We start from the raw sequence: 23,612 nt of genomic DNA, 5'->3' as shown, positions 1-23,612 counted from the left end.
CTTAAACACATAAACCAACGCAAAGTGAAAATGCCACGCGTTGCGAATCACTCTTGAACAATTTGTTAGAAGTTTGCTCACCTAGTGCTCCGACTCTCCCTTTTCGCGTCATGTGGGAAACAGTTTGTATACGCACGAGCGACATGACTTTTGCCATTGTCATCTATGACTACACAAACAAGATTGCACGGATTTCCCAATGCACTCCGCCAATTGTGATGACGCTCCTCATATTCTGCTTCAAATTCAACGTAAACGTATGCTGAGCGAACCCATTCAAACGGAATTGAATGTTTTACAAGCAACCCTTTAAACATCTTTGAATAGCGTTCAGTCATGAGGTCAAAGTGCGGGTAATATGGAGCAATCTGTTGGGAGCAAAGGTCTATTGAAACACGCTTGCTTTGAAGGTGGTCTACGGACAGGTAAAGCTTACCGATACCCCAATAACCATCGACGTCATTGTTTCTACTCCGAAACGAGCCAATAATACCGCTTGCAATACTACCTAGTTCTCTCCTGCGTCCCATATTTATTCCTAAAACTTCTAACGCCCAATTAAGGGGTGAGCAACGCTACCACCCAACCTAAAGCATTGTACCGTAACCACTAAAACTGAAGTAGAAGCAAAAATGCCAAGCGTTGGGAATCCCTCTTAAATTGTTTGTTATGTGTGTTAGTTGACGTTTCTACTGATAATTTTGGCAAGAAACGCAACCAGCCCACGCTCTTCATACCCAGCATAAGACGACACTAAATAGTTACGAAAACCAAAAAATACACCGATTAAACCACAAGCTATTCCAAGCCACTCAAACCAGTGAATTCGACGCGTAAAGATTGACTCAAAAGCTTGTGAAACAGCACTACCACTCAATTCTGATGCCTTACTCTCGAGAAATGCGGGAAAGCCGAAATAGAAAATTAGGAAGGATATAAACCCGAAACAAATCGCAGCCCACCAAGGTAACCTAGCCGCTATATACACCGAATCACTAACTATTGCAGAACCGTGTGATCTGCGCCTATAGCGTCTTCCCATAATTTCCTCCGAACACATAACGCCGCGTTAAGTGGTGAACAACGCAAACCACCAAACCTAAACCATTGTGCTGTAAACACTTAAGTAGAATCAAGCTGAGCATGCCAAGCGTTGTGAATCCGTCTTAAACGCTTTGTTGTGGCGTAACTCTCAACGATGACCACCTAACTAGCCACCCTTTTGAATTTACGCGATTTTCAAATGTTTCTCGTAACCTTTTAGGATTATACGTGACCCAGTAGCTAAATAAGGATTCGAACCCAAAAGCAGCGACACATTCATATTAGTTTAGCCCAATTTGGCGAATTGCTACCGCTGTTTCTTTTTCAGGCCAATAACTCATTGCATCCACAGAACTCTTATAAGGATTGTCACCATTACGCTCGTGCATCATAGCTTGGTTGCGTACTTGCCAGTTAAGCTGAGGCATACGAGCTTTTAGTTGTGCTTCATACTCCAAATAACTATTGGGATTAGATTCGCTTGGGTCAAAGTAGATAACATCCACATCATTCAAGAGAGTGGATTTTTTTGAAACCATGCAGTGAGTCCCAAACTAAATTTCGAACGAAACCTGCCGCTATATAGCACTGCGGCAAACCTAACTCTGACACACAATTGAGTGCCTCAATTCTGATTGGATCTTGTTTGACTAGTTCTACGATTTTATCCATTTTCGCCCTGCGCCATAACGCCTTGCTAAGGTGTGAGTAACGCAATACAAAAGCTACCGCACGGCGCCTTAATCACATAAGCCACCGCATAGTAAAAATGCCACGCGTTACGAATCACTCTTAAGCAATTTGTTAGTACATGCGCTACTTCTATTTATGCGCTCCAAGATATTGAAATCTGGCATAATATGAAAGGCTTTGAACACTGAAGTGAGACGGGCAGCTACAAAACTTTACCCCGTCGGGAAGACGAAAGTTAGCTAGAAGAAAAACGCACTAAATCCCTTTCTTTCACTCAGTTCAAATTAGAAAAGGATTAGTTCCCCGCACTTCGACAGCAACACCAAAGAAAGACAATTCTGACTTAGTAAAAGCCACGAAAAAGAAGAAGTGCCACAGAAATAGGATAAGAGTTAGAAGCCGTAAACGGTGAAGTCAAAACGAACACTCCGCATATAGTGCCACCGGAAAGAACGTGAAAGGCACTAACTGAAAGGTGTAAATACAAGCGCTAAAACAGATAAACACCAAAACTTATGACCTTTGATGTCAAACCCGTACTAACGCCGCATTAAGGTGTGAGCAGCGCTTGGCTATACTTGAGCGAAGCGAAACTGCCAAGCGTTACGAATCACTCTTAAATGCTTTGTTATACGCATTTTACCCACTACAATTAGCCTTATAATACAGCTAATTAACAACAATAAGATACTTACGATGTTTACGATTGATTCATTTGTGCTTTATGTGAGTAATGTTCAACAAAGTATGGAATTCTACGCTAAAGCCTTTGATTGTGAGCCACAGCTTTTTTCACCGACTTTCGCTGCCTTAGACTTTGCAACTAACGTTAAAATAACACTAAAGCAGAGTAATGATTTAACACCTGAAAGTGATATTAAAGGCGGTGGCACTGAGCTTTCAATGGCAATTTCAGACAAAGATACCTTTGAAAAGCTGTTTGCTGATTGGAAAGCAAAAGAGATTGAATTTGCTCAAGAAATTGAAGCTTCAGTCTTCGGGTTTAACTTTGTTGCAGTTGATCCTGATGGGCATCGAATCCGAATTTTCACCCACTAGTTTGGTTTTGCCACCGATTTGCATATTGGTGGCAATTACTCCATGCGTATAACGCCCTGTTAAGGTGTGAGCAACGCAATACCGATGCTTCCGCATACCACCTTAAATACTAAACGCAACGCATAGCAAAAATGCCAAGCGTTGCGAATCACTCTTAAACAGATTGTTATATGATTGCTAGCACCAGTAAAATTTTGTCAATCATAATATAAGCGAATGCTAGAGCAGCCAGACCTATAAATAACACACTAATCAGTCGTGGTATTACTCTAGAGAAATTGCAGATGTCATATACTAGCCAAAATGATTGCTTTATTTCGGAGCCCCATAATTCTGACCCTAAAGCCATATTCACGCCACTTTTATTAAGAAAATGAATCTTTTCATCAAATTTCCCAACGTAATCATCTAGTGAGCTACTTTTCTTTTTTTTCCAGAACGGGATAAGCTCATAAAGCGTTTTTTGTAAGAAACCACCACTACGCCCAGACTTAATAAAATCATCATAATCTTGGAAGTCTTTTATGAAAGCAGGAGAAAATGCTAGGTAAACCCCTTTAGCAATCGAGATGAAAAGTGCAGAAAAGTAAAGCACCCACCATTTAAAAGGCAGTTCGAGGTGGAGAACGTAGTCTTTCTCGTTGATCTTGACGGAAACTTGCTCAGGTATTTCCTTCATAAATAGAGCTATAACAGGCATTAGAACGAAAAACAGGAAGGCTAAGTTCCATATTTTATGATCAACAACTCTTGCAATTACATTCCAACTCGGTACAAAAACCCTTGCCTTATTCATTATTTCAGAACTTATCATTTCTTAAGTTGTACTCCTCAGTTTAAAAATCATATAACGCCTTGTTAAGGTGTGAGGCACGCAATACCTAAGCTTCCGCATACCATCTTAACCACTAGAACTAACGCATAGTAAAAATGCTACGCGTGCCGAATCACTCTTGAACAATTTGTTATGTAGCCGACTTTCAGGTTAGTGCTTTCTGTCCAATTTGGAGCTTGGGCTCAATACCAGCTTTGCGATACAAAGCTAGAGCTGATTCATTGAAAGAATATACTTCTAACCACAGCTCTTCTCCGCCGTTAGAAATAGCTCTTTCCTCAAATGCCTCTATTAGCGCCACTCCAACACCTTGACTCCTAAAGCATGAATCCACAACAATCTGTTCAACGTTTACGATCTTTCGCTCTTTGAGAGTCCAAGACTTACGAACCCATAGCTCACCAAAAACAAAACCTACTAACTGCCCTTTGCTTTCGGCTACCAGAAAAATCGAGCTTTCACTTTTGATTATCTTGTGTAGGTCTATTTTTTGTTCAATTTCTTCCGGTGATAAAAAGTCATCAGGTAAATTTGCTTGATGATACTCATTAAGCTGAAACTGTAGTTTCTTGATAACACTGATATCTTCAATGCGAGCTTGCCGAATATTTAACATATATAAATCCTTTTAACTTACCGTCCTCTCGCGGCTACATAACGCCCTGTTAAGGTGTGAGCAACGCAATACCGAAGCTGCCGCATACCACCTTAAACACTAAACCCAACGCATAGTAAAAATGCCACGCGTTGCGAATCACTCTTAAACAGTTTGTTAGTTGAATTGTTTCACAGCCCTACACTTGGGAAAGGTTGAACAACCCCAAAACTGTTTACCTATATTTTCACCACGCTTGGTTTCACGCAACACCATTTCAGAGCCGCAACGGGGGCACTCATTTGAGCTAACTTTGGATGCAACAACTTCTTTGACATGTTTACGATGCTTTAAATCCGTAATGACTCCGCGCTTTAACTTTAGCCGGTTTATAGACTCTGTTAACCGAGCATAATCATTGTCAGAGAACACTACCTCGTTAAATTGCTGAATGTATCGAATACTTCCTCGAGCGTAGGTAACGTTTGGAGGCATTTCGGTTTTAAAGGTACTGTCGCCAATGAAAACAATAACTGAATGCAAGTGTTCTTCACTGCAACCTAGCAAGGTTTCCAGAGCTTTTATGTGCTTGTAATTCTGATGCAGTGGGTTCTGAAATTTAGAGGAATGACGGTAAATCTTTTGTGTCCACTGTTTCTGGCGAGCTGAACCAAATATCCAACCTTTCATATTCTTAGTTTCAACGACGAAAATGCCATATCTAGAAACCACAATATGGTCGACTTGAGTTGTACCATCGTTAGTCGGCAACGTTACGTCTTTTATTAGTGTGTAATCAGGCTCTGGTAATTTGGACAAAAGACGGTTCACGAGAAACTCACCAAACACACCTTTTAGCCACCTACTTTTGAAAACGCTAACAATGAGCAATAAAGGCACTAGATACCAGACTTGCGCAAGCACATTAAGAAATACTTCAAAAATATTCACGGATTTTCCCTATTCAACTAACGCCCTGTTAAGGTGTGAGCAACGCAATACCGATGCTCCCGCACACCACCTTAAACACAAAACGCAACGCATAGCAAAAATGCCACGCGTTGCGAATCACTCTTAAACAGATTGTTATAAATCAGTTTTGCTTAAGTTCTTTCCACCTAGCAACTAACTGAAATGAAAGTACTAACGTGTAGACTGTAATCCCCAAACAGATAAAGAAAACAAGACTAAATGCTGTATTGACTGCGCTATACGTTTCGAACGTAGGAAGCCCTTGTTTCTTTAGAAGATCAAAAGACTCCACCATGATCATCAAAGCATTAGGGGCAAATATCAATGTTACGGATAATGACATTAAAGCCAAGAGAATAGCCTTACTGAAAAGCACACTCTTAACTTCTTTTAGTAACCCTACGTTATCTGCGGCATGTTTTGCCTTGGGTTTGTCAAGAATGCTAACTATCTCACCGTACCAAAGGCTAAATAAGATCGTTATTGTTGCCATTAATAAACTAGATGCTGACAGTAAATCACTCATTAAGGGTCAAGCCTCAGCTTGAGTTGGTCATATGCAGAGCGCTTAATTTCATACGTAGACACACTTCCCCGTTTTTTCGTTACTGAAGGAAGGCTACCATCTATATCAGAAATTAATCGATTAAGTTCATCGACTATATTTTGGCTTTTAATAACAACTTCGTAAGGTAAAGCATCTGTTTCAGCTTCAGCTGCATTGAGCACAGTCAACATTGTCTGGTCGATTGCTTCTCTTAATAAATACTGATATTTAGAAATAACAGCACGAATCAATGAGCGGCTCTCTGTCAAAGTGGTTTGAAAAAGATGTGTAACATCTTTTTCATCTGGAATAACACCATCAAAATGGTGTTGAATGAGTAACAGAAGCCTATACTCTAAAATATCTGTTCCACGTTTAAAGACTTTCTGCCCACGAATCATGGCTAAGTACTCTAAAGTAGAAGCCAATGAACATTTAGTTATTGCGTCGGGTAATTCATTAGTTTCGCAACCTAGAATTGAGGCAATTTCAGCTTCATCCTCATTCGATAAATCTAAAGTAAAAGTAATTTGTGTCATACAACCTCTTGCTATGCACCTATATTTATACCAGTAAGAAGTTACAACATATCACTTGATAAAAACAAAGCTTAGATCAAGTAATAGTGAAAATGCTATATTGTTGAAATGATTTATAACGCCCAATTAAGGTGTGAAGCACGCAACCACGACACTTAATTTGACCACCGTAAACACTGAACCAAATCCAAACTAAAAATGCCAAGCGTGCTGAATCACTCTTAAATTGCTTGTTAGCCCTATGCCCAAAGGTTGCACGCCTCTACCGCTTCGATTTTAACGCCGAAACTAGAAATGCTAGGTAACGTGGCATTATGGTGCGCTCGAATTTGAGCCCCACTTGCGTGCTCCTTGTCATGAGTTGTGTGAGCATCCGACACCAACGTTACGGGATAGCCTAAACCTGCAGCTCTGCGAATGGTAGTATCAACGCAAAACTCTGAGGCGTAGCCACACACAATTAAGCTATCTACATCGAGTTCATTTAAAACACTTTGAAGATTAGTATTCAAGAAAGAGTCTGGTGTTGTTTTGCGAACGAAATGGTCACCAGTTTGTGTAATTAAGCTCGACTGTAATGCCCAACCAACGCTTTCGTATTCAATAACAGATTTAGGTTGCTCGTGCTGAACAAAGATAACTGGAATAGACTTAGCACGCGCTAATTTCGTAACCTCATTAATTTTGGTGAGTACGATTTGTGATTCAAATGGTTGAGGTTCCGGGTCGAACAGAATCGACTGAACATCAATAACTAATACTGCAGATTTCATTGTTTTCCTCTGATAGGGCTAACGCCGCATTAAGGTGTGAGCAACGCTACCACAGCACTAAACCAATGCGCCATAAACACGAAACCCAACGATGGAATGAAAAATGCCAAGCGTTGGGAATCACTCTTAAATGCCTTGTTATGTGACGTTTCTCAACCCCATATGCTTAACGATATTTGCATACAGAAGAGCAGTCCAGAGCAAGAACATGCAGATTTCGATCGGACTTGTGGAAACCAGCTCACTTTCCGCACCGAATGCAGAGTGATACATCAGTACAACAAAAATCATAGGGAAAAGTAAAACCGAAAATCTAATTGAAACTACAAAGCTGATACTGAAATAACGACCCAAAAAGTCTTGGCCATTTTCACCGCCATTCGCCCTGTAAGCAAAGTAAGTCCCTAAAAGTACAATAATAACATTTAGAGCAGCTTCGACTTGAAGCCATAAATTCAGTTTCCCTGAACTTTCCTGTTGAAAGTACTCTAACGCTATAATACTAAACACGATATAAATAAGGGCGTATTTGAACCTGTCTTTCTCTGTTAGTCGCTCAGCGACGATATCACGTTTGAGAGACTCAATATTCCAGAAATACATTATGTGCCACCTTTGTAATAACGAAGACTATTAGGGTATTACTATTCACATACAGCTTTATATGCAACTAAATCTCACGTGCGAGAGGTCTCACATTTTACTCGGGTCACATAACGCCGCATTAAGGGGTGAACAACGCATTCCACCCAAACTAAACCATTGTGCCGTAAACACTAAAGCCAATTCAAACCAAAACTGCCGAGCGTTGTGAATCCCTCTTGAATGCTTTGTTAGTTGCCAAACCTAAAGCTTTGATTTGAAGTCGATTGCCGTTTTGCCAACACTAGTTTTATGTGCTTTGAAAAACTCAATTCAGGCGCAGTTTCAAGGCGCCTATCACTGAAACCACTTGGAACACGCAACGCCGTAGAAAACGAACTGACAACACCAAAAAGACCTTTTGGAGAAACAATGCCACAAAGCTGACTTTCAACAAGTAAATCGGCTTCTGAAACGGCCAATCAAACTAGGAAAAGAACGAAGCTCAATTTCCGCGAACCAAGATCCCGAAGTTCGAAGTGCAAAATAGAGCAAAGCACACGTGCGATTAGACCTAAACATTCTGTTTTAGCTGCGTTTTCCTCGTTGGCAACTAACGCCTTGTTAAGGGGTGAGCAACGCAATGCCGATGCGCCGCATACCGCCTTAAACACTAAAACCAACGCATAGTAAAAATGCCACGCGTTGCGAATCCCTCTTGAACAATTTGTTAGGTGAATTATCGCGCACCCAACTCCTTTAGTTCCCTTGCACTTTTTAGAACAGGTTGAAGATAGTTCTCTAACGCTAAAAACCATTGCGGCTCAGACAATTTACCATCAGAACCAACTTCTAAGAGAGGTACCCAATCTTTGTGCCGATTAAAAAGATCTGGGATTGAATCACTAACATTCAACAATTGATTTTGGTTAAAACCATTGCAAATCAGCTCATCTACGTCAAACAAAGCACGCTCGTATATTGAAATTATCTGGGCATCGTTATGGTTTAGTTGAAGATGAGCAATTAAAAGCATCAAGTGTCCTTTTAAGTCGCTTAGCTGCATCAATCTATCATTATTTGTGTAGTGATATTCCATTAATTCACCTAACGCCGCGTTAAGTAGTGAGCAACGCTACCACTGAACCTAACCATACCACCGTAAACACTAAAGCCGACTAAAACCAAAAATGCCACGCGTTGCGAATCTGCCTTAAACGCTTTGTTATGTGACTTTGTCGACGTGAGTTATTACTGACTTATGCATAGTTTTTATTCTGTCAGTACTGTGGTTTATAAACCATTCAGTTAATTCGTTATGTAAGCCAGTAAGCCACTTATATGTGCGATTGATGTCCTCAATGTTTCTACTTTCGCTGACGAGCAAGAATTTTTCATGGGCTATCTCATTTCGATATTTAGCCATTTTTCGCAATGAGGCGATTAAGTCCTTATCATCAGATAACCTTTCTAGATGTTCGACTAAGCCTCCTAACGGCAAAGATTTCTCAATTCGATGATGAAAAGGGGTTCGCCCATCGACATATTGCCTGATTAGATCATACTTCAAGTTAATGTCGTCTTTAAGTGATCTTTCGATACGTTGAAAAGACGAGAGAACCTCGACCATTTTTAAGATACAGTCTTGTTTAGATGTATCAAGCTGTTCTTCATTCATAATTTTTCCTCGGTCACATAACGCCCTGTTAAGGGGTGAGCAACGCAATACCGAAGCTCACGCATACCACCTTAAACACTAAAATCAACGCATAATAAAAATGCCACGCGTTGTGAATCCCTCTTGAACAGTTTGTTAGGTGTTAACTTCGCAAGTCCATGCATTTCCTTTGCAATATGGCAACAGCGCTCTAATTTCCCTGCCATACATTGCGTTAAAATCACTAACGCTCATAGAGGCTTGACCTATCTTCGATGCCTCTAGCTCCGCATCTACGATTACACAATCGTTGTAAACCTCGAAATTTAAAGTCAACAACGCTGGCTCTAGGTTGCAATGAGCAATGTATGTATTTTGCGGGTCCTCGAGCCAGCTTAAAACGCCCAAAAACTGGAGTACGGAATTAGGTCCAACATCAGAAATTGAGAAGGTAGCCCAATTTGCATTCAGAGCTATGTGTAGATCTAACCACCCATCACAAGGGAGACCAAATTTAATCATAGTAGCCTCCTGCTACTTATTGACACCTAACGCCGCGTTAAGGGGTGAACAACGCTATACCACCCAACTTAAGCCATTGTGCCATAAACACAAAAACTAAACTTTGAGCCAAAACCGCCAAGCGTTGAGAATCCCTCTTGAACGCTTTGTTATGTGCGTGCTATTTGGTTGCTCTGTTCAGTTGCAGTAAATCCCATTTGTTACCATAGAGATCTTGGAATACCACCACTATCCCGTATTCTTCAACTCGTGGCTCTTCATTAAATACGATGCCATTTGTCTTCATTAACTCGTAGTCTCGCCAGAAATCGTTAGTTTGTAAGAACAAAAACACACGACCACCCGTTTGATTCCCTACTGCTTGCATTTGTTCTGGTGTACTCGCTTGAGCCAAAAGCAGGTTCGTACCACTGGAATTTGGAGGAGAAACTTGAACCCAGCGTTTACCACCACCTAAGTCAGTATCTTCAACCAATGTGAATTGAAGTTTTTGAGTATAGAACTCAATAGCATCGTCGTAATTTTCAACGACTAGAGCGATGTTTCCAATTTGCTGCTGAACAGTTTTAGACATGACAATTTCCGCTATTTCAAAACGCTGATTGTACGCTATTTTAAGATTTTCCGAGAAAGCACATAACGCCCTGCTAAGGGGTGAGCAACGCAATACTGAAGCCGCCGCATACCACCTTATTCACTAAAATCAACGCATGGTAAAAATGCCACGCGTTGCGAATCCCTCTTGAGCAGTTTGTTAGGCGCTTGGCTTACTGGCAAAGTTCGTCAATCATTTGCTCAAAGTTAGGGTACTTTGATTTGGCCTCACTTATGATTTTAGACACTGAGCTTTCATTTGACGGGGCAACCTCCTGAGCAAAGTCCAAAAACTTACTATTTAGGGGGCGCTTCAAATCAGGATAAGCAACAGCCTCGTATGGCCCAAGACCATGTGCAAACAACCAAACATAGTCTCCAAAATTTTGTGCAACCACCCCAACTTCACCTTCAGAGCCAAAGAAAACAATAGGTTGTTGCAAAAGATCTTCAACATTGGCGACAAGCCAAAAAGCAGCGTAGCCGCCAGAACCATCTTGACCAAAAATTAAATATTCATGGCCATTGAGTGAAGAATTACCAGTCCATGCTTTAATCCATTCTGATGTTTCCTCTTGCGAACAGAAATCATCATATGGTTCAAAATCAATTCCCTCACCGTCCGCGTAGTCAATTTCTATTGAGTGCAGTTTTTTCAATTGATCTGGAAAAGTTCTATCCATCTTATCTCTCCATACTTTCTGGACAACGCCTAACGCCGCGTTAAGGGGCAGCAACGCGCTACCACCAAGCTTCAATTTACCATCGTAAACACAAATACCAAGATTTGAGCCAAACTCGCCACGCGTTGACTGTCCCTCTTGAACGCCTTGTTAGGCAAATTAGTATGATGCGCCGTCTATCTTTCTGACCGGAATACCAGATAGCACTTCATTTTCAGCCATTCTCATATTTACTGCTAAAATCTCTTCCGCGCATTTTTCAGTAGTTACGTAGTGAGTTAAACAACCACATTCATTGCAGCGATGAAACTCGACTTCTTTGTCGCCCCAGCAATAAAAAACAGTTTGCTTTGTAAACCGGACTTGAACTTGCACTGGAGAGAAATATGCCCAAGATGCTGCGTAGCGACGACAGATAGAACAATTACATTCACCTACCTCAGTTGGAACCGTCGATAATTCGAGAGTTACATTTCCACAATGACAAGTTAACTTCATCTGAAACTCCTGAGATTTGCCTAACGCCACGTTAAGGCGTGAGTAACGCAATACCAAACCCTCCGCATTGCGCCTTAAACACTAAAATCAACGCATAGCAAAAATGCCACGCGTTACGAATCGCTCTTAAACGTTTTGTTAGCTGTCTTGGCTTAGCCGATGAAGCAAAAAGTCAGCTATGACACCAACCATTTGAACGATGTTCTCACCTTCGGTATCACTTAACTTAGTAACTGAAATACGTCCATGTCCCGTACCTTCTCTGTTACGCACCCTATTGATAGCTAGCGCCATATTGAACATGGCTTTTTCATACTCAGCAACGGGATTATCTGAAACTGGAGTTGCATTACTTTCAGGGATTGACATCTGAAGCGCAGAATATGCCTGTCCCATCAATGTTGGGAAATTAGCATTTTGAGGATGAGCACCATACTTAGTGTGTATTACATGTTTAGCTGTGGCTTCGAGTAACTCTTTGCCTGTACCTGCGAGCAATGCGGGGTCTCCGACACCTTTTTTGGCGCGTTGAGCATAAGAAAGTAACGCCTCTGTCAGTTGCTTACCAGATAAATTATCGAGCACTTTCGCTCGAATGCTACCATCATAAGAAAGTTCGAACCCTTCCACATCGAAAGCACTTATAGCATTTTCAATGCTATCTATACCGACGAAGTTTGCTGACTGCTCCCTAAAGCCACCTACAGCTCTAACGTGCGACAAAACTAATGAAATAAGCTCACTACCCTGATTTGGAGAATTTTCTAAAGCCCAATACAACGTTTCTTTTAAGCGTTTAGCCTTACCTACCGTTTGCCCATTCTCTTTAGGATCTACATTCTTTAAGCCTGCTTTATTGATCATAAATGACAAATCAGAATGACTCGGTTCACGTTTGCAATCAGATTGAGCATCATCAATTAGCTTTGCAACAGCAACAATACAACTATCGGTTATTGGTAGACTCATCTTTTCACACTCTAAAGTTCAACTCTTTGGATATGAATTGGGTTTAAAGCTTTATTTTTCAAGGTGCAAGAGTAAAGTGACAGCTAACGCCCTGCTAAGGGGTGAGCAACGCAATACCAATGCTACCGCAAACCACCTTAATCACTAAATTCAACGCATAGTGAAAATGCCACGCGTTGCGAATCCCTCTTGAGCAGTTTGTTAGTTTGCAAGCCCAAAGCGTTGATTTTACGTTATTTTAAACTTTGCAAACAATAAGCTTTATGTGTTTTGATGCATTAAAATCAGGCGTAGTCTCAAAGCGGCTACTCAATGAAACCACTTGGAACAAACAACGCCGCAGAAAACGAACTAACAACACCAAAAAGCGCTTTTGGAAAACCAATCTCACAATGCGGACTTTCAACAAAGCCACTGAAACCACGTGGAACTTGCCACACCAAAGAAAGCGTCACTTCAGCGAGTAGATCGGCTTTTATACCAACAAACTCAACGAGCAGAATCTCAGCAAAAAAGTTCAACTCAGTTAACCCAAAAGTCGCCGCACCAAAGAACAAATCAACCGTTGAAACGATACCAATTTTGAGTTTACACCACGCAAGTTAACACTGAAATTGAATGCCGATAAGACAATTTCAACTATAAGCTTTTACCACTAGATCTTGCGATATAGGCACGTTTTTCCTCTTGCAAACTAACGCCTTGTTAAGGGGTGAACAACGCAATACCTTAGCTGCTGCATACCGCCTTAAACACTAAAACCAACGCATAGTAAAAATGCCACGCGTTGTGAATCCCTCTTGAACAACTTGTTATATGCACAGTTTTTCTACTTACTTAATGGCATCAGAGAACATTTTGTGGCACTTAAAGTCAGGTTTTGTACCTACTTTATACCAGAAAAAATGGAACTCATGCCCACCGTCATCGTATGTGTAAAAACTCCAGTTATTCGGCAGTTTTTCCGCTATATCACAGAGTACAAAGTGCCACTGTTGATTTTGAAAACCGCTTTCCCAGCTACCGAGATATTTGGTATTTAAGACTTTTGAAATGCCAGATTCTTCTTTAAGTTCCCTTAAAGCGGCACTTTCAAATGAGTCATCTGTTAACTCTAATGTCCCTTTAATTAACTGCACGTTAGCTAGAGGATGTTCAAACAGGAGCAATTCACGAGCATTACCTGAGTTACGAAAAACTACAGGACACACTTTGATTTCTCTATTTTGAACCCTTGATTTCACTGGACTCTCCCGTGCATATAACGCCCTGTTAAGGTGTGAGCAACGCAATACCGATGCCGCTGCATACCACCTCAATCACCTAAACCAACGCATAGTAAAAATGCCACGCGTTGCGAATCACTCTTAAACAGTTTGTTAGGCATTTTCTAGCAACTTAGTGAATTTCTCTTTTAAATGGTCGGTAAACGAGCCAAATGTGTCTGTAACTGCCAAAATCATACTAAGCTGCTGAGGAGAGCCGACCTCACAAGCATGAACAAGTTTTAACTGCTCTTCTGAAATATACTTGTTAAGCGTTGCTAGTAACTCTTGGCGAGTTTTTAGGTTAGCAATAATGAAATTCCATCTGGTATCACTTTTAATTCCATTGAGCAGATACTCGTTAGAAAGGTGGCGTTGAATTATTTCATGATACTCGATTAACAATGAGTTTTTATGCCATGTGTAGTACTTTTTAACACACTCTAGATATGTGGAAAATGTATTATATACATTAACTTTATCTCCATGACGCTCCAAGAATACTTTTGCAGCTGGTTTCCAATCTTTGAATTTTTTTAGATCATCGATATAGAAGTAAAAATTTACGTCCCTAGTTTTGTTTTTGAAATCTCTCGATATAACCCAGTTTGCTTCAGCAATTTTGACATGAAGAATATAGTTACGAAGTCCCTGTATAAAGTCATGTATGCCTGATTCACCAAAAACTTCTACTCGCATTTCATTCGACTTTTCAACCGGATACTTTTTCGAAAATCGTCGAAAGTGATCAACAAGAGCCATTGTAGCTGCTGATGCACTAAAAATAGCTTTTCGAACATCTAACTGTTTTTGATCAAGTTTTGGCTGATTAGCGGGGTACCAAAAATCTACCTTTGTTGTTTCATGGCTAAAAGAATTAATGCTATTTAGCACATCGTTGTAGCATGCTTCCAATATTGCTACACAATCCAATAGTTCTTCGTGTCGCTGCCAAAGTATTGCACCCTCAGTACCCTTTAGGATTTTTTCAGTTTCCGAAAAGTTCCTGAAATATGCAGTTCGAATCTCATCGACAGTCCAAGTAGATTTGTTTTTATCCAACAATTTTAAATTAACCTCAAAATGCCTAACGCCGCGTTAAGGGGCGCAGGCACGCAATACAAAAGTGACCGCATAACACCTTAACCACTAAACTTAACGCAAATTGAAAATGCCACGCGTGCCAAGTCCCTCTTAAACGCTTTGTTATAACCACATGTTCTCGCGGACTTCATAATGACTCACGTGGAGATCAGGATTCAATTTGTACTTCTCGTCTTCTGGGTACAACTTAGCAATACTGATATCTTCACCAGCAAACGACTTAATACAATCTAGATCTTCCCAGTAAGTTAGCAACGTGATTTCAGCATCATCTCCTAAATCTCGATTCAGAATTTGTGCTCCAAGGAAACCTTTAGTAGCTGACGTGTCTTTTATACCTGTCTCGTAAAGGTAAACAATAAACCCTTCTTCATGTTCCTTCGGACAAGTAGCTTTCCATTCCCTTGCTATCATAAATACTCCATTTTATGCCGTGGTTATAACGCCTTGTTAAGGTGTGAGGCACGCAATACCGAAGCCTCCGCATAACACCCTAACCATTAAACCTGACGCATAGCAAAAATGCCACGCGTGCCGAATCACTCTTGAACAATTTGTTATGTGCCTTTGCGAATAGACCCCCAATACACTTTGTGCCTGTCAGCCAAAGGAATGATTTTATATTTTTGGATACCAAGCAGGCACCCAACCCTTGAATGCCCCTCAACTAAATGAGGTATGCCAGATTTACCACCAAGAACATTTGCATCTAGAAATATCGGTGGAGTTAACCAAGTACCATGCTTTTTCCAATGGTTGAGTACTTCCTCTCGGCAATCAATCACAGCCTCTCCAATATCGTGGAAATGCGATGCATCTTCAGACACCTCCTCAAGGAAATCAGGAAATGAAGCGTTGCTACCTATTTGCAAAAACTTCGTCGTATCAAAATCAACTAGCTCCCACTTTAGATCAGGAAGTGATAAATCGCCGTAGAGAGTTAAAAAGCGACTGTTGGCATTATGGTCAATATAAAACTGTTCAATCACAGAATCAGGCGCACTAACTCCACGCTGCTTGAGCAAATCAATACTCTTATCTGTGCTATATGGATCTAGTGCAATTTTCGACAAGTCTTTATACTTCAATTAATTGCCTCAAAACTCTGGTGGCACATAACGCCTTGTTAAGGGGTGAAGCACGCAACACCGATGCTACCGCATACCACCTTAATCACTTAAACCAACGGATAGTAAAAATGCCACGCGTGCTGAATCCCTCTTGAACAATTTGTTATACGCGTCCTATCGGTTGTACTTTACCTTATTCAGAACTTCTTTTAGTTCATGCGTTTTCTCAAGGTTTACACCGTGAATATTGGCTAAAGCACAAACATAATACAAGACGTCATATAACTCTTCTGCGATTGAACCTTTTAATTCATCTAGCGTTGGTTGCCCACTTTTAGCTTTACGAATAGATTCCGATAATTCGCCAACTTCTTCGATTAGTTTTAAAAAGTAGTGTTCAGATTGCTCTGGCGCATAATCGAATTCTTTTATATGTCTTTGTAACTCTGATAACTTCATAACGTCCTTTTTGTATCATTTTCCATAAAGCGTATAACGCTTTCTATACGGCGACTTGCCGTCTTTCTGGCAGGCTACCGCCTTCTTTCTTATCAAAAGCGCTATCAATCGTAGCACTTATCTGTATGAAACAAATAGAAAAACAGTATGAATATGTGTGGTGGCGCGCGCAATTAGGCGGCGCACAGCACGCTAATTTCAAAAGTGGTGATACATTAACGGAACTGTGTAAATAAACAGGTTAATTTATCATGAAAAGTCAGTTTTTACTTAGTGTAAAAGAGCACATGCTTACTCGTCATTATGCGAATAAAACTATCGAAAGTTATCTATTTTGGATAAAACGTTTTATCACTTTTCACCAGCTCGCCCACCCATCAACACTAGCAGAAGATGATGTCATTCAATTTCTGAGTTACTTAGCGGTAGAAGAAAAAGTTGCGGTAAAAACGCAAGCTTTGGCGCTGAACTCAATATCATTTTTATATCGTGATTATTTTAAAACCCCACTATCACTTGATATGAGATTTCAGAAATCCTTGACCGAAAAGAAACTTCCCGTTGTGTTAACCAGGGAGGAGATCCGAAGATTCGTTCAGCATATCGACCCGAGGTATAGACTCCATATTCAGCTACTTTACGGCTCCGGGCTTCGAGTTATGGAATGTTTACGCTTAAGAGTTCAAGACATCGATTATGATTATGGTGCAGTTCGCGTTTGGCAAGGAAAAGGAGGTAAAAATCGTACAGTCACATTAGCCAAAGAACTACATGAACCACTCAAAGCTCAAGTTAATTTAGCAAGAAACTACTACTTTAAAGATAGGCACATGCCTGGTTATGCGGGCGTATACATCTCTGAAGGTTTACGACGTAAATACCCAAAAGCGGAGCTAGATTTTAACTGGCACTTTTTGTTTCCATCAACAAAGTTAAGCGCAGATCGAGACACTGGTGAATTGAGAAGGCATCATATCAATGAAAGCGCAATACAAAGAGCAGTAAAGCGCGCGGCAAGCGACGCAAGCATTGAGAAAACTGTAACTTGCCACACACTAAGACACAGTTTTGCCACGCACTTATTGGAATCTGGCGCAGACATTAGAACTGTTCAGGAACAATTAGGGCATACTGATGTAAAAACCACGCAAATCTATACTCACGTTATCGAGCGCGGGGCTGGTGGTGTGTTGAGTCCATTATCCAGCCTTTAGAAAAACAAAGCCACCTCGAAAGGTGGCTTTGTTTTATAACTCTTTATTGACGAACACCGAGTTTCACATTGCCTTTTGAATCAAACCAAAGTGCTTGCGAACGGCGACGTCCTATTAGTATCGGACCATCGTCATAAAAGAGAAAGTTCTTCCAGTGCTTTTTAAAAATAGACCATTTCGTTTCGATGACATTGTACTTCTCGTAGCAAAAGTAAACGGTTACATCGTCTTGCCAATCGATATGTGCCTCAGCTTCCGCTGGCATGTCAGGATCATCCGACTCCCACGCAGCCATCCAATCCACAGTTTCAGACCAATTCGCCTCGTTCATTGGCCAGTCTTGGGAACTTAGTCTATCCATATCAGGGCTTTGAGCACTGATATTTTCTTTCCAAAATTGTGCTGAGCGGGCTTGGCTCATCGGCTTAATAAAAGCCAAATCTTCTTCTGGCACAGGCATCGACTGATGCGTAAAAATCCATTTTCTTTGGTATTCGTCCAAAGGCAAATAAGACATTCAGTCTCCTTTATTACGATTTCAGCCAACCTTTCTCTGTGGCTTCTTCAATCAACTCTTTCGCTTTGTCCCATAAGGTAACAGAGCCAAATTCAATTCGTTTATTAATGGTAAGTGCTTGTTCGCGTGAGACACCATGTTCCTTCCAACTCTGACCATTATTATGGTAGTTCAAGAGCATTGGAATTAACCGATCGAGTGCTTTTGCATACTTAGCATCATCGGTCTGCGCGGCTTCAAATTCATGCCAAAGCGCCAATAGCTCTTGCTCCTGATCGCTGGGTAACATACCAAACAAGCGCTCTGCAGCTCTAATTTCTTTTTCTGCTTGCTCTTGAGACGCAGCAGTATCATAAACAAAGGTATCGCCCGCGTCGATCTCTACTACGTCATGTATCAATAACATTTTCATCACTCGGCAAATATCAACAGGTGCATTCGCATGCTCTTCCATCAATATTGCCATCAGTGCGACATGCCAACTATGCTCACCACTATTTTCGAGGCGCCCTTCAGCACTTTTAACTCGAGTTCGGCGCAAAATGCTTTTGAGTTTATCGAGCTCGATTACAAGTGCTAACTGCTTTTCCAATCGTTCCATACTATCGCCCTTCTTGCTGCCAATTCGGATTAATAAGCGACGTTAGAACGTGGTCTTGCCACTCACCATTAATCAAAAGGTAATCTTTTGCATACCCTTCTCGGTTGAACCCTACATGCTCTAGCACAGATTCACTGCGTTTATTGTGAGGCATGTAGCCAGCTTGAATACGATGCAGTTTCTGAACGTTAAACATGTAGTCGCAAGCCATGGTTAATCCACGACGCATATAACCATGCCCTTGCGCTTTTTCAGCGAGAGAATATCCGACGTTACAAGAATAAAAAGGAAAACGACTCAAACTACTAAAGGATATCGTACCTAGCATTTCACCCGAAGAGGCTCTGACTAAAAGGCAATAATACCCCAATCCCATTCGATGCAGCTCATTGAGCTTGATAAGCTTTTGCAACCAACCGTTCACTGAGAAAAAAGCCTCTTCACGTTTCGGTTCAAACGGTTTCAGGTATTCTCGGTTCGCTTGAAAATATTCGGCAATCATATCTGCGTCACCGATTTCAGCGGTACGAAGAAGCAAGTCACCGTCCAACATATGAACGGCGATAGATGAGCTGTTATCTTCCATTACAAATGATTAATTCCGTCTTTTCGTTCAATTCGATTAATTCTTACGGATACCGTAATCACGCAGTTTGTTAGCGATTGAGGTATGCGATACATTTAAGCGCTTAGCAAGCTTACGGCTTGATGGGAATGACTGATACAAACGTTCCAGAACTTGAGATTCATAATCACGCATGATCTCATCCAAAGAACCGTCGATGTTAAGCGTTGCACTACCAGCGCCGACTGACTGAGGCTGAGGTAAATTGAAGTGACCCGCGTTTAGTATATCACCATCCATTTCCGTGAGCGCTCGAAGAACCATGTTATCCAGCTGGCGCATGTTTCCTGGCCACTGATAATTTGCAAGGGCATCAACTAGACCATCATCAAACTCTGGCTTATCAATCCCAAGCTGTTGAGCATGTTTCGCCACAAACAACTCAAGCAATGGTGCAACGTCGTTTGAGCGCTTACGTAACGGAGGAATGCTGAGCGTAAGTACGTTGAGACGATAATACAAATCTTCACGGAACATTCCTGCTTCAGAAAGCTCGGCAAGGTTATGTTTTGTTGAAGCGATGATACGAACATCGACATGCATCTCATCTTCTGCACCGACACGACGGAAATTACCATCCTGTAGAAAACGTAACAGCTTGATTTGAAGGTGCGAACTCATTTCACCGATTTCATCAAGAAATACCGTGCCGCCATTTGCTTGCTCAAAGATGCCTTTGTGGCCTTGTTCATGATTGAATGAACCCGGCGCATGACCAAAAAGTTCGGTTTCTGCTACATCGTCAGGCATCGAAGCACAACTCAAAACTAGGAATGGCTTGCTCGCGCGGCTAGAACGGCTGTGGCAAGCTTTAGCAAGCATTTCTTTACCAGTCCCCGTTTCGCCCTCAATCAACAATGGTTGGTCAAGCACAGACAGCTTTTTAGCTTGGTTCATTAGTGCTTTATGACGGTTCGATATACCAACAAAGTGCTCAAAACCCAGAGGATTATGCAGCGGTAGTGCTTCTTCAATTCTGGCAACTTGCTGACTAGAGCGAATCGTCATTAGAGTACTCGCTAGAGTCGAGTTTTGCGCTTCGTCTCGGATATAAACGGGCATCAACTCTAGAACATAGTCCAAGCCATCAATCACAAGGTTTTCCCGCGTTCGACCATTAACACCTTCAGACCAACGAGAGAAACGAACACTTGGTAACAAAGCACCGATTTGAGTACCAATCACTTCTTGCTTGTGAAGGCCAAGCAATGAAAGTGCAGACATGTTTGCCATGTCTACGGCACCTTTAAGATCAATGGCAAAAACCGGATCGGGCAAGTTATCAACTAACGAGAGCAGCTCCGTATTGTGGCGCTCCATCGGCATAAACTGGATTTTACGTACGTCTTTCACCCCCGGAATACGGCGGATTTCAGCCATCAGCTCACTAAACGTATCAAAATCAATATCCGGGCAATTCAAATAGATAATACCGCTAATATCGATTTCGATACCACGCAAGTCGATGCTTTTAGACGCTAAAATATCGAGCAGTTCTCGGGTCAAGCCGAGTCGATCTTCACATAAGACTTCAAGACGCACTAAAAATATCCCAATTCACAACTGTCAGGAAAAGTTGACAGTAGTTTCTATCATGCTTGGAATGGCGTCAAGCAATCCTATCCATCAAAGTTGATATTCGTTACGGTTTCATCGTAATTGATGCAACTTTCGCCGCCACTGCCTTGCGTATGGTGCCCAACTTAACCTGACGGTCAGGATACCAGGGTAGTGGACGCAATAAGGTCATCGCTTTCAAGCCCAAACGTGCCGTTAGAATACCAACACCTAGCCCCTGCCCTGCACGAGCAGAAACTTTGCCAGCAAGATCCATCGACATCAAATCCATACTGGCATCAATAGCGAGCTCACTGGCTCCAGCCGCCGCCATATTGACAAATACCGCTCTTAGTAACTTGATGCGAGAGGCATAACCTAGCTCTACCCCATATACTTTGGAGAGGTTGTCGATCATTTTGAAATTTCTCCACGCCACCAGCAACATATCAGCGGCAGCCAGAGGGCTCACGGCAACTAGGGCCGCACACTCGGTTGCGTGCTGTGATACGATTTTCGTTGCCAACTTGTCTTGTTGGCTCACCACCATCGAGTCATACATATCAAGAATTTCAGCGTCACTATGAGCAGGGTTAATACTGTTCTGCCAACGATCAAAGCCCGGATTCTCTGCCATCACACCACTTTGTTCTGCTACGGTTTCACAAAAGGCTTTCCCTTTCCCAACGCTCTCACTATTAACAAGTGCTTCTGCTTCTTCTTGAACACTAAAATGATTTCGTAGTTTTCGTAGTTTCCAAAGCTCTTTACCCATAGCTCCTAAACCAAGCGAAGCGATCGCAGCAATAAACCCCGTCCAGCTTAAGGCCAGCCAATCAGAAGCCTGAATTGCGGTTATAACCGAGTCCACCGCTTGCCAGCCAACCAGACCAGCAAAAGTTGCAAATGCGCCAGTCGCAAGCCATTTTCTGCCCGATTTTGGACGAATGACATGCTCGAGTTGCAATTCCTGTTCGGTCTCCTGGTGCGCTTCTTTAACTTCAACTGGTACAAATGTTTCTTTTTCGCCGAATGTTTGCTGCGCCGTCAATTCCGGTTGATTCGATTGCTGATCTTTTTCCATTACCTTTTCAGAGAAAACTTGTTTTTGCTTCAACTCACTCATTTCAATTTATCTCCAATCAGGTAATCCAGTGCTTTGTCTAAGCGTATGTGCTTCACTGGCTCATCATTCGGTGAGGGCATCGGACGAAACGACGTAAAATCAAACCCGTTGTTTTGCCAATAAGCTGCATTTGGTAGCTTTTTCGGCACCTCTCCGGGAAACATAGTCATCGGCTCACCACCCAATGTTGTTCCTTGTAACGCCGGGATGGTCTTATCTCCAGAGGAAATAAACCCCGTCGTGGTTGCTTGGATGGAAGCGATACTCATGCAGCTCATCTCAATATTCTCGTAGGCTGCCGTTTGCCATGCTGGATGCACCATTTGTTGGAGCAGAGACACCAAATTTGGGTGCTGATCGGGCGTGATATGATCCGCTTTTGTAGCAGCAAACAACACTTTGTCGATTTTTGGTGAGAACAAACGACGCAAAAAGCTACTACGACCATAACGGAAGCTATGCATGATCTGTTCTAGCGCTTGGCGCATGTCGTAAAACGCTTCATCACCAGCATTGAGAGGCTGCAAACAATCCACCAGTACAATCTGGCGATCGAAGGTCGCAAAATGATGCTTATAAAACGCTTTCACTACTTTTTGTTGGTATTCCTGAAAACGGGCTTCTAGCATCGCTAAGTTACTGCCCTTGGGCGCTTTGCTTTCCGAATCAGCACGACACGGAAAAAACTGTAGCACCGGCGCGCCTGCTAGCTCACCAGGTAATACAAAGCGGCCAGGCTGAACCCAATGAAGGCCAGAGTCTTTACAAGAATGAAGGTACTCTGTGTATGTGTGTGCAACTTTCTCAAGTAGTTTCTCATTCACTTCTGTAAAGAGATCCACTTTCTCCAGTTCAGAAAGCCAAGCTTTGGCTAAATCGCCACGCTGGCCTTTAAGTGCATCAAACTGAGTTTGCGACCACGTTGCAAAGTCCATGTCCAATAAAGGCAGGTCGAGCAACCACTCTCCTGGATAGTCGATAATATCAACATTTAAAATTGCGGTTTTACTCAACAGCTTTTTCGTGGTTTTATTTGGTTTGTACTTGAGCGCTAAGCGAATCTCACTCACATCACGTGTCGGTACTGGCCACTGAGGTGGAGTCGCATGAATTTGGCTCATCGCCTCATCGTAAGCAAAGCGTGGCACCATCATATTCGATTGAGGCTCACGTTTCGCCCCAATAAGGCGCTTATCTCTAGCCGCAGTCAAAAGAGGCAAATTGTCATGGGTTGCAGTATGAAGAAGCTGATTCACTAATGACGTGATGAATGCCGTCTTACCGGCACGAGAAAGTCCGGTGACAGCAATTCGAACATTAGAGTCCATACCTCTGTTGATAAAGTCATTAACTTCTTTCTTTATTCTCTTCATTACGCTTCTTTATCTTACTCCACTTTAAAACAACGTTGTCAGCGACTTCGAATTTCGAGCTACGAATACTGTTCTATCCCGAATTCTATGAGTTTAACTTTATATACCTTAATAAAAGATGAACAAAACATCCGGCTTG

General features: G+C 41.8%; 28 protein-coding genes and 1 pseudogene. 2 read left to right on the top strand and 27 right to left on the bottom strand.

What is annotated here, in order from left to right; all coding sequences use genetic code 11:
* Positions 1-77: 77 nt before the first annotated feature.
* Positions 78-530, bottom strand: a complete 453-nt coding sequence (locus R7093_RS28660) for a hypothetical protein (protein ID WP_039549993.1) — start codon at positions 528-530, stop codon at positions 78-80.
* 636 nt (positions 531-1,166) lie between these two features.
* Positions 1,167-1,716, bottom strand: a pseudogene (locus R7093_RS04460) (nucleotidyltransferase family protein).
* A gap of 717 nt (positions 1,717-2,433) precedes the next feature.
* On the opposite strand from R7093_RS04460, the gene R7093_RS04455 reads away from it, so the two are divergent.
* Positions 2,434-2,796, top strand: a complete 363-nt coding sequence (locus R7093_RS04455; RefSeq protein WP_318146533.1) for a VOC family protein — start codon at positions 2,434-2,436, stop codon at positions 2,794-2,796.
* A gap of 166 nt (positions 2,797-2,962) precedes the next feature.
* On the opposite strand, the gene R7093_RS04450 is transcribed toward R7093_RS04455, so the two are convergent.
* The 19 genes from R7093_RS04450 to R7093_RS04360 all read right to left on the bottom strand — a co-directional run bounded on the left by R7093_RS04450 (position 2,963) and on the right by R7093_RS04360 (position 16,460).
* Positions 2,963-3,610 (bottom strand): hypothetical protein, encoded by a 648-nt coding sequence (locus tag R7093_RS04450; RefSeq protein WP_318146532.1) that lies wholly within the window; start codon positions 3,608-3,610, stop codon positions 2,963-2,965.
* A gap of 166 nt (positions 3,611-3,776) precedes the next feature.
* Positions 3,777-4,247, bottom strand: a complete 471-nt coding sequence (locus tag R7093_RS04445; RefSeq protein ID WP_176311058.1) for a GNAT family N-acetyltransferase — start codon at positions 4,245-4,247, stop codon at positions 3,777-3,779.
* A 156-nt stretch (positions 4,248-4,403) separates the two neighbouring features.
* A complete protein-coding gene (locus tag R7093_RS04440) occupies positions 4,404-5,177 on the bottom strand; it encodes a nuclease-related domain-containing protein (RefSeq protein WP_054575577.1) in 774 nt (257 codons plus the stop codon).
* A gap of 142 nt (positions 5,178-5,319) precedes the next feature.
* Positions 5,320-5,724 (bottom strand): hypothetical protein, encoded by a 405-nt coding sequence (locus R7093_RS04435; RefSeq protein ID WP_318146531.1) that lies wholly within the window; start codon positions 5,722-5,724, stop codon positions 5,320-5,322.
* Entirely contained in the window at positions 5,724-6,284 is a 561-nt protein-coding gene (locus tag R7093_RS04430) for a hypothetical protein (protein WP_318146530.1), read from the bottom strand. Before R7093_RS04430 ends, R7093_RS04435 begins: the two co-directional genes overlap by 1 nt.
* A 239-nt stretch (positions 6,285-6,523) precedes the next feature.
* A complete protein-coding gene (locus tag R7093_RS04425) occupies positions 6,524-7,057 on the bottom strand; it encodes a cysteine hydrolase family protein (protein WP_318146529.1) in 534 nt (177 codons plus the stop codon).
* Between the two features lie 138 nt (positions 7,058-7,195).
* The gene (locus tag R7093_RS04420; RefSeq protein WP_318146528.1) at positions 7,196-7,660 is read right to left on the bottom strand and encodes a hypothetical protein; all 465 of its coding nucleotides are present in this window, start codon (positions 7,658-7,660) and stop codon (positions 7,196-7,198) included.
* 718 nt (positions 7,661-8,378) lie between these two features.
* Positions 8,379-8,738: a hypothetical protein gene (locus tag R7093_RS04415; RefSeq protein WP_318146527.1), complete on the bottom strand. Its 360-nt coding sequence runs from the start codon at positions 8,736-8,738 to the stop codon at positions 8,379-8,381.
* Between the two features lie 126 nt (positions 8,739-8,864).
* Positions 8,865-9,317, bottom strand: coding sequence for a hypothetical protein (locus tag R7093_RS04410; RefSeq protein ID WP_042779897.1), 453 nt, complete (start codon positions 9,315-9,317; stop codon positions 8,865-8,867).
* Positions 9,318-9,978: 661 nt separating this feature from the next.
* On the bottom strand, positions 9,979-10,392 hold the full coding sequence (locus R7093_RS04405) for a VOC family protein (protein ID WP_203488194.1): 414 nt from the start codon (positions 10,390-10,392) through the stop codon (positions 9,979-9,981).
* A 193-nt stretch (positions 10,393-10,585) separates the two neighbouring features.
* On the bottom strand, positions 10,586-11,095 hold the full coding sequence (locus tag R7093_RS04400; RefSeq protein WP_213967277.1) for an SMI1/KNR4 family protein: 510 nt from the start codon (positions 11,093-11,095) through the stop codon (positions 10,586-10,588).
* Positions 11,096-11,254: 159 nt separating this feature from the next.
* Positions 11,255-11,593, bottom strand: coding sequence for a GFA family protein (locus R7093_RS04395; RefSeq protein WP_076665323.1), 339 nt, complete (start codon positions 11,591-11,593; stop codon positions 11,255-11,257).
* Positions 11,594-11,731: 138 nt separating this feature from the next.
* Positions 11,732-12,562, bottom strand: coding sequence for an abortive infection family protein (locus R7093_RS04390; protein WP_005377004.1), 831 nt, complete (start codon positions 12,560-12,562; stop codon positions 11,732-11,734).
* Positions 12,563-12,867: 305 nt separating this feature from the next.
* The gene (locus tag R7093_RS04385) at positions 12,868-13,083 is read right to left on the bottom strand and encodes a hypothetical protein (protein ID WP_242013347.1); all 216 of its coding nucleotides are present in this window, start codon (positions 13,081-13,083) and stop codon (positions 12,868-12,870) included.
* 312 nt (positions 13,084-13,395) lie between these two features.
* The gene (locus tag R7093_RS04380; protein WP_318146526.1) at positions 13,396-13,806 is read right to left on the bottom strand and encodes an NUDIX hydrolase; all 411 of its coding nucleotides are present in this window, start codon (positions 13,804-13,806) and stop codon (positions 13,396-13,398) included.
* A 135-nt stretch (positions 13,807-13,941) separates the two neighbouring features.
* Positions 13,942-14,889: a hypothetical protein gene (locus tag R7093_RS04375; RefSeq protein ID WP_318146525.1), complete on the bottom strand. Its 948-nt coding sequence runs from the start codon at positions 14,887-14,889 to the stop codon at positions 13,942-13,944.
* A gap of 144 nt (positions 14,890-15,033) precedes the next feature.
* On the bottom strand, positions 15,034-15,345 hold the full coding sequence (locus R7093_RS04370; RefSeq protein WP_017420651.1) for an antibiotic biosynthesis monooxygenase family protein: 312 nt from the start codon (positions 15,343-15,345) through the stop codon (positions 15,034-15,036).
* A 143-nt stretch (positions 15,346-15,488) separates the two neighbouring features.
* Positions 15,489-16,019 carry a hypothetical protein gene (locus tag R7093_RS04365; protein ID WP_060657891.1) on the bottom strand — a complete coding sequence of 177 codons (531 nt, stop codon included), beginning with the start codon at positions 16,017-16,019 and terminating at the stop codon, positions 15,489-15,491.
* A gap of 156 nt (positions 16,020-16,175) precedes the next feature.
* A complete protein-coding gene (locus R7093_RS04360; protein ID WP_069495722.1) occupies positions 16,176-16,460 on the bottom strand; it encodes a MazG nucleotide pyrophosphohydrolase domain-containing protein in 285 nt (94 codons plus the stop codon).
* Between the two features lie 251 nt (positions 16,461-16,711).
* Between R7093_RS04360 and R7093_RS04355 the strand changes: the two genes are divergently transcribed.
* Positions 16,712-17,674 carry an integron integrase gene (locus tag R7093_RS04355; RefSeq protein WP_017636093.1) on the top strand — a complete coding sequence of 321 codons (963 nt, stop codon included), beginning with the start codon at positions 16,712-16,714 and terminating at the stop codon, positions 17,672-17,674.
* A 43-nt stretch (positions 17,675-17,717) separates the two neighbouring features.
* On the opposite strand, the gene R7093_RS04350 is transcribed toward R7093_RS04355, so the two are convergent.
* The 6 genes from R7093_RS04350 to R7093_RS04325 all read right to left on the bottom strand — a co-directional run bounded on the left by R7093_RS04350 (position 17,718) and on the right by R7093_RS04325 (position 23,473).
* A complete protein-coding gene (locus tag R7093_RS04350) occupies positions 17,718-18,191 on the bottom strand; it encodes a DUF2947 domain-containing protein (protein WP_017636094.1) in 474 nt (157 codons plus the stop codon).
* Between the two features lie 13 nt (positions 18,192-18,204).
* Entirely contained in the window at positions 18,205-18,792 is a 588-nt protein-coding gene (locus tag R7093_RS04345; RefSeq protein ID WP_005376917.1) for an HD domain-containing protein, read from the bottom strand.
* A gap of 1 nt (position 18,793) precedes the next feature.
* Complete coding sequence (rimJ, locus tag R7093_RS04340) at positions 18,794-19,378, bottom strand: ribosomal protein S5-alanine N-acetyltransferase (protein ID WP_025767303.1); 585 nt, start codon at positions 19,376-19,378, stop codon at positions 18,794-18,796.
* A 36-nt stretch (positions 19,379-19,414) separates the two neighbouring features.
* Positions 19,415-20,959: a transcriptional regulator TyrR gene (gene tyrR, locus R7093_RS04335; RefSeq protein WP_047103197.1), complete on the bottom strand. Its 1,545-nt coding sequence runs from the start codon at positions 20,957-20,959 to the stop codon at positions 19,415-19,417.
* Between the two features lie 100 nt (positions 20,960-21,059).
* Positions 21,060-22,100: a YcjF family protein gene (locus R7093_RS04330; RefSeq protein WP_017636096.1), complete on the bottom strand. Its 1,041-nt coding sequence runs from the start codon at positions 22,098-22,100 to the stop codon at positions 21,060-21,062.
* Positions 22,097-23,473: a YcjX family protein gene (locus R7093_RS04325; protein ID WP_047103200.1), complete on the bottom strand. Its 1,377-nt coding sequence runs from the start codon at positions 23,471-23,473 to the stop codon at positions 22,097-22,099. Before R7093_RS04325 ends, R7093_RS04330 begins: the two co-directional genes overlap by 4 nt.
* Between the last annotated feature and the right edge of the window lie 139 nt (positions 23,474-23,612).

It is taken from the genome of Vibrio sp. 1580 (assembly GCF_033340055.1).
The sequence above is the reverse complement of the archived record's forward strand: the minus strand, read 5'-3'. Positions and strand labels throughout refer to the sequence as shown.

Excerpts from the sequence above, each read along its gene's own strand:
- R7093_RS04435 (WP_318146531.1), bottom strand. The coding sequence starts at position 5,724 with ATGAGTGATTTACTGTCAGCATCTAGTTTATTAATGGCAACAATAACG.
- rimJ (WP_025767303.1), bottom strand. The coding sequence starts at position 19,378 with ATGGAAGATAACAGCTCATCTATCGCCGTTCATATGTTGGACGGTGAC.
- R7093_RS04330 (WP_017636096.1), bottom strand. The coding sequence starts at position 22,100 with ATGAGTGAGTTGAAGCAAAAACAAGTTTTCTCTGAAAAGGTAATGGAA.
- R7093_RS04405 (WP_203488194.1), bottom strand. The coding sequence starts at position 10,392 with ATGTCTAAAACTGTTCAGCAGCAAATTGGAAACATCGCTCTAGTCGTT.
- R7093_RS04355 (WP_017636093.1), top strand. The coding sequence starts at position 16,712 with ATGAAAAGTCAGTTTTTACTTAGTGTAAAAGAGCACATGCTTACTCGT.
- R7093_RS04325 (WP_047103200.1), bottom strand. The coding sequence starts at position 23,473 with ATGAAGAGAATAAAGAAAGAAGTTAATGACTTTATCAACAGAGGTATG.
- R7093_RS04430 (WP_318146530.1), bottom strand. The coding sequence starts at position 6,284 with ATGACACAAATTACTTTTACTTTAGATTTATCGAATGAGGATGAAGCT.
- R7093_RS04350 (WP_017636094.1), bottom strand. The coding sequence starts at position 18,191 with ATGTCTTATTTGCCTTTGGACGAATACCAAAGAAAATGGATTTTTACG.
- R7093_RS04410 (WP_042779897.1), bottom strand. The coding sequence starts at position 9,317 with ATGAATGAAGAACAGCTTGATACATCTAAACAAGACTGTATCTTAAAA.
- R7093_RS04345 (WP_005376917.1), bottom strand. The coding sequence starts at position 18,792 with ATGGAACGATTGGAAAAGCAGTTAGCACTTGTAATCGAGCTCGATAAA.
- R7093_RS04400 (WP_213967277.1), bottom strand. The coding sequence starts at position 11,095 with ATGGATAGAACTTTTCCAGATCAATTGAAAAAACTGCACTCAATAGAA.
- R7093_RS04420 (WP_318146528.1), bottom strand. The coding sequence starts at position 7,660 with ATGTATTTCTGGAATATTGAGTCTCTCAAACGTGATATCGTCGCTGAG.
- R7093_RS04415 (WP_318146527.1), bottom strand. The coding sequence starts at position 8,738 with ATGGAATATCACTACACAAATAATGATAGATTGATGCAGCTAAGCGAC.
- R7093_RS04455 (WP_318146533.1), top strand. The coding sequence starts at position 2,434 with ATGTTTACGATTGATTCATTTGTGCTTTATGTGAGTAATGTTCAACAA.
- R7093_RS04370 (WP_017420651.1), bottom strand. The coding sequence starts at position 15,345 with ATGATAGCAAGGGAATGGAAAGCTACTTGTCCGAAGGAACATGAAGAA.
- R7093_RS04445 (WP_176311058.1), bottom strand. The coding sequence starts at position 4,247 with ATGTTAAATATTCGGCAAGCTCGCATTGAAGATATCAGTGTTATCAAG.
- R7093_RS04425 (WP_318146529.1), bottom strand. The coding sequence starts at position 7,057 with ATGAAATCTGCAGTATTAGTTATTGATGTTCAGTCGATTCTGTTCGAC.
- R7093_RS04390 (WP_005377004.1), bottom strand. The coding sequence starts at position 12,562 with ATGAGTCTACCAATAACCGATAGTTGTATTGTTGCTGTTGCAAAGCTA.
- R7093_RS04360 (WP_069495722.1), bottom strand. The coding sequence starts at position 16,460 with ATGAAGTTATCAGAGTTACAAAGACATATAAAAGAATTCGATTATGCG.
- R7093_RS04450 (WP_318146532.1), bottom strand. The coding sequence starts at position 3,610 with ATGATAAGTTCTGAAATAATGAATAAGGCAAGGGTTTTTGTACCGAGT.
- R7093_RS28660 (WP_039549993.1), bottom strand. The coding sequence starts at position 530 with ATGGGACGCAGGAGAGAACTAGGTAGTATTGCAAGCGGTATTATTGGC.
- R7093_RS04395 (WP_076665323.1), bottom strand. The coding sequence starts at position 11,593 with ATGAAGTTAACTTGTCATTGTGGAAATGTAACTCTCGAATTATCGACG.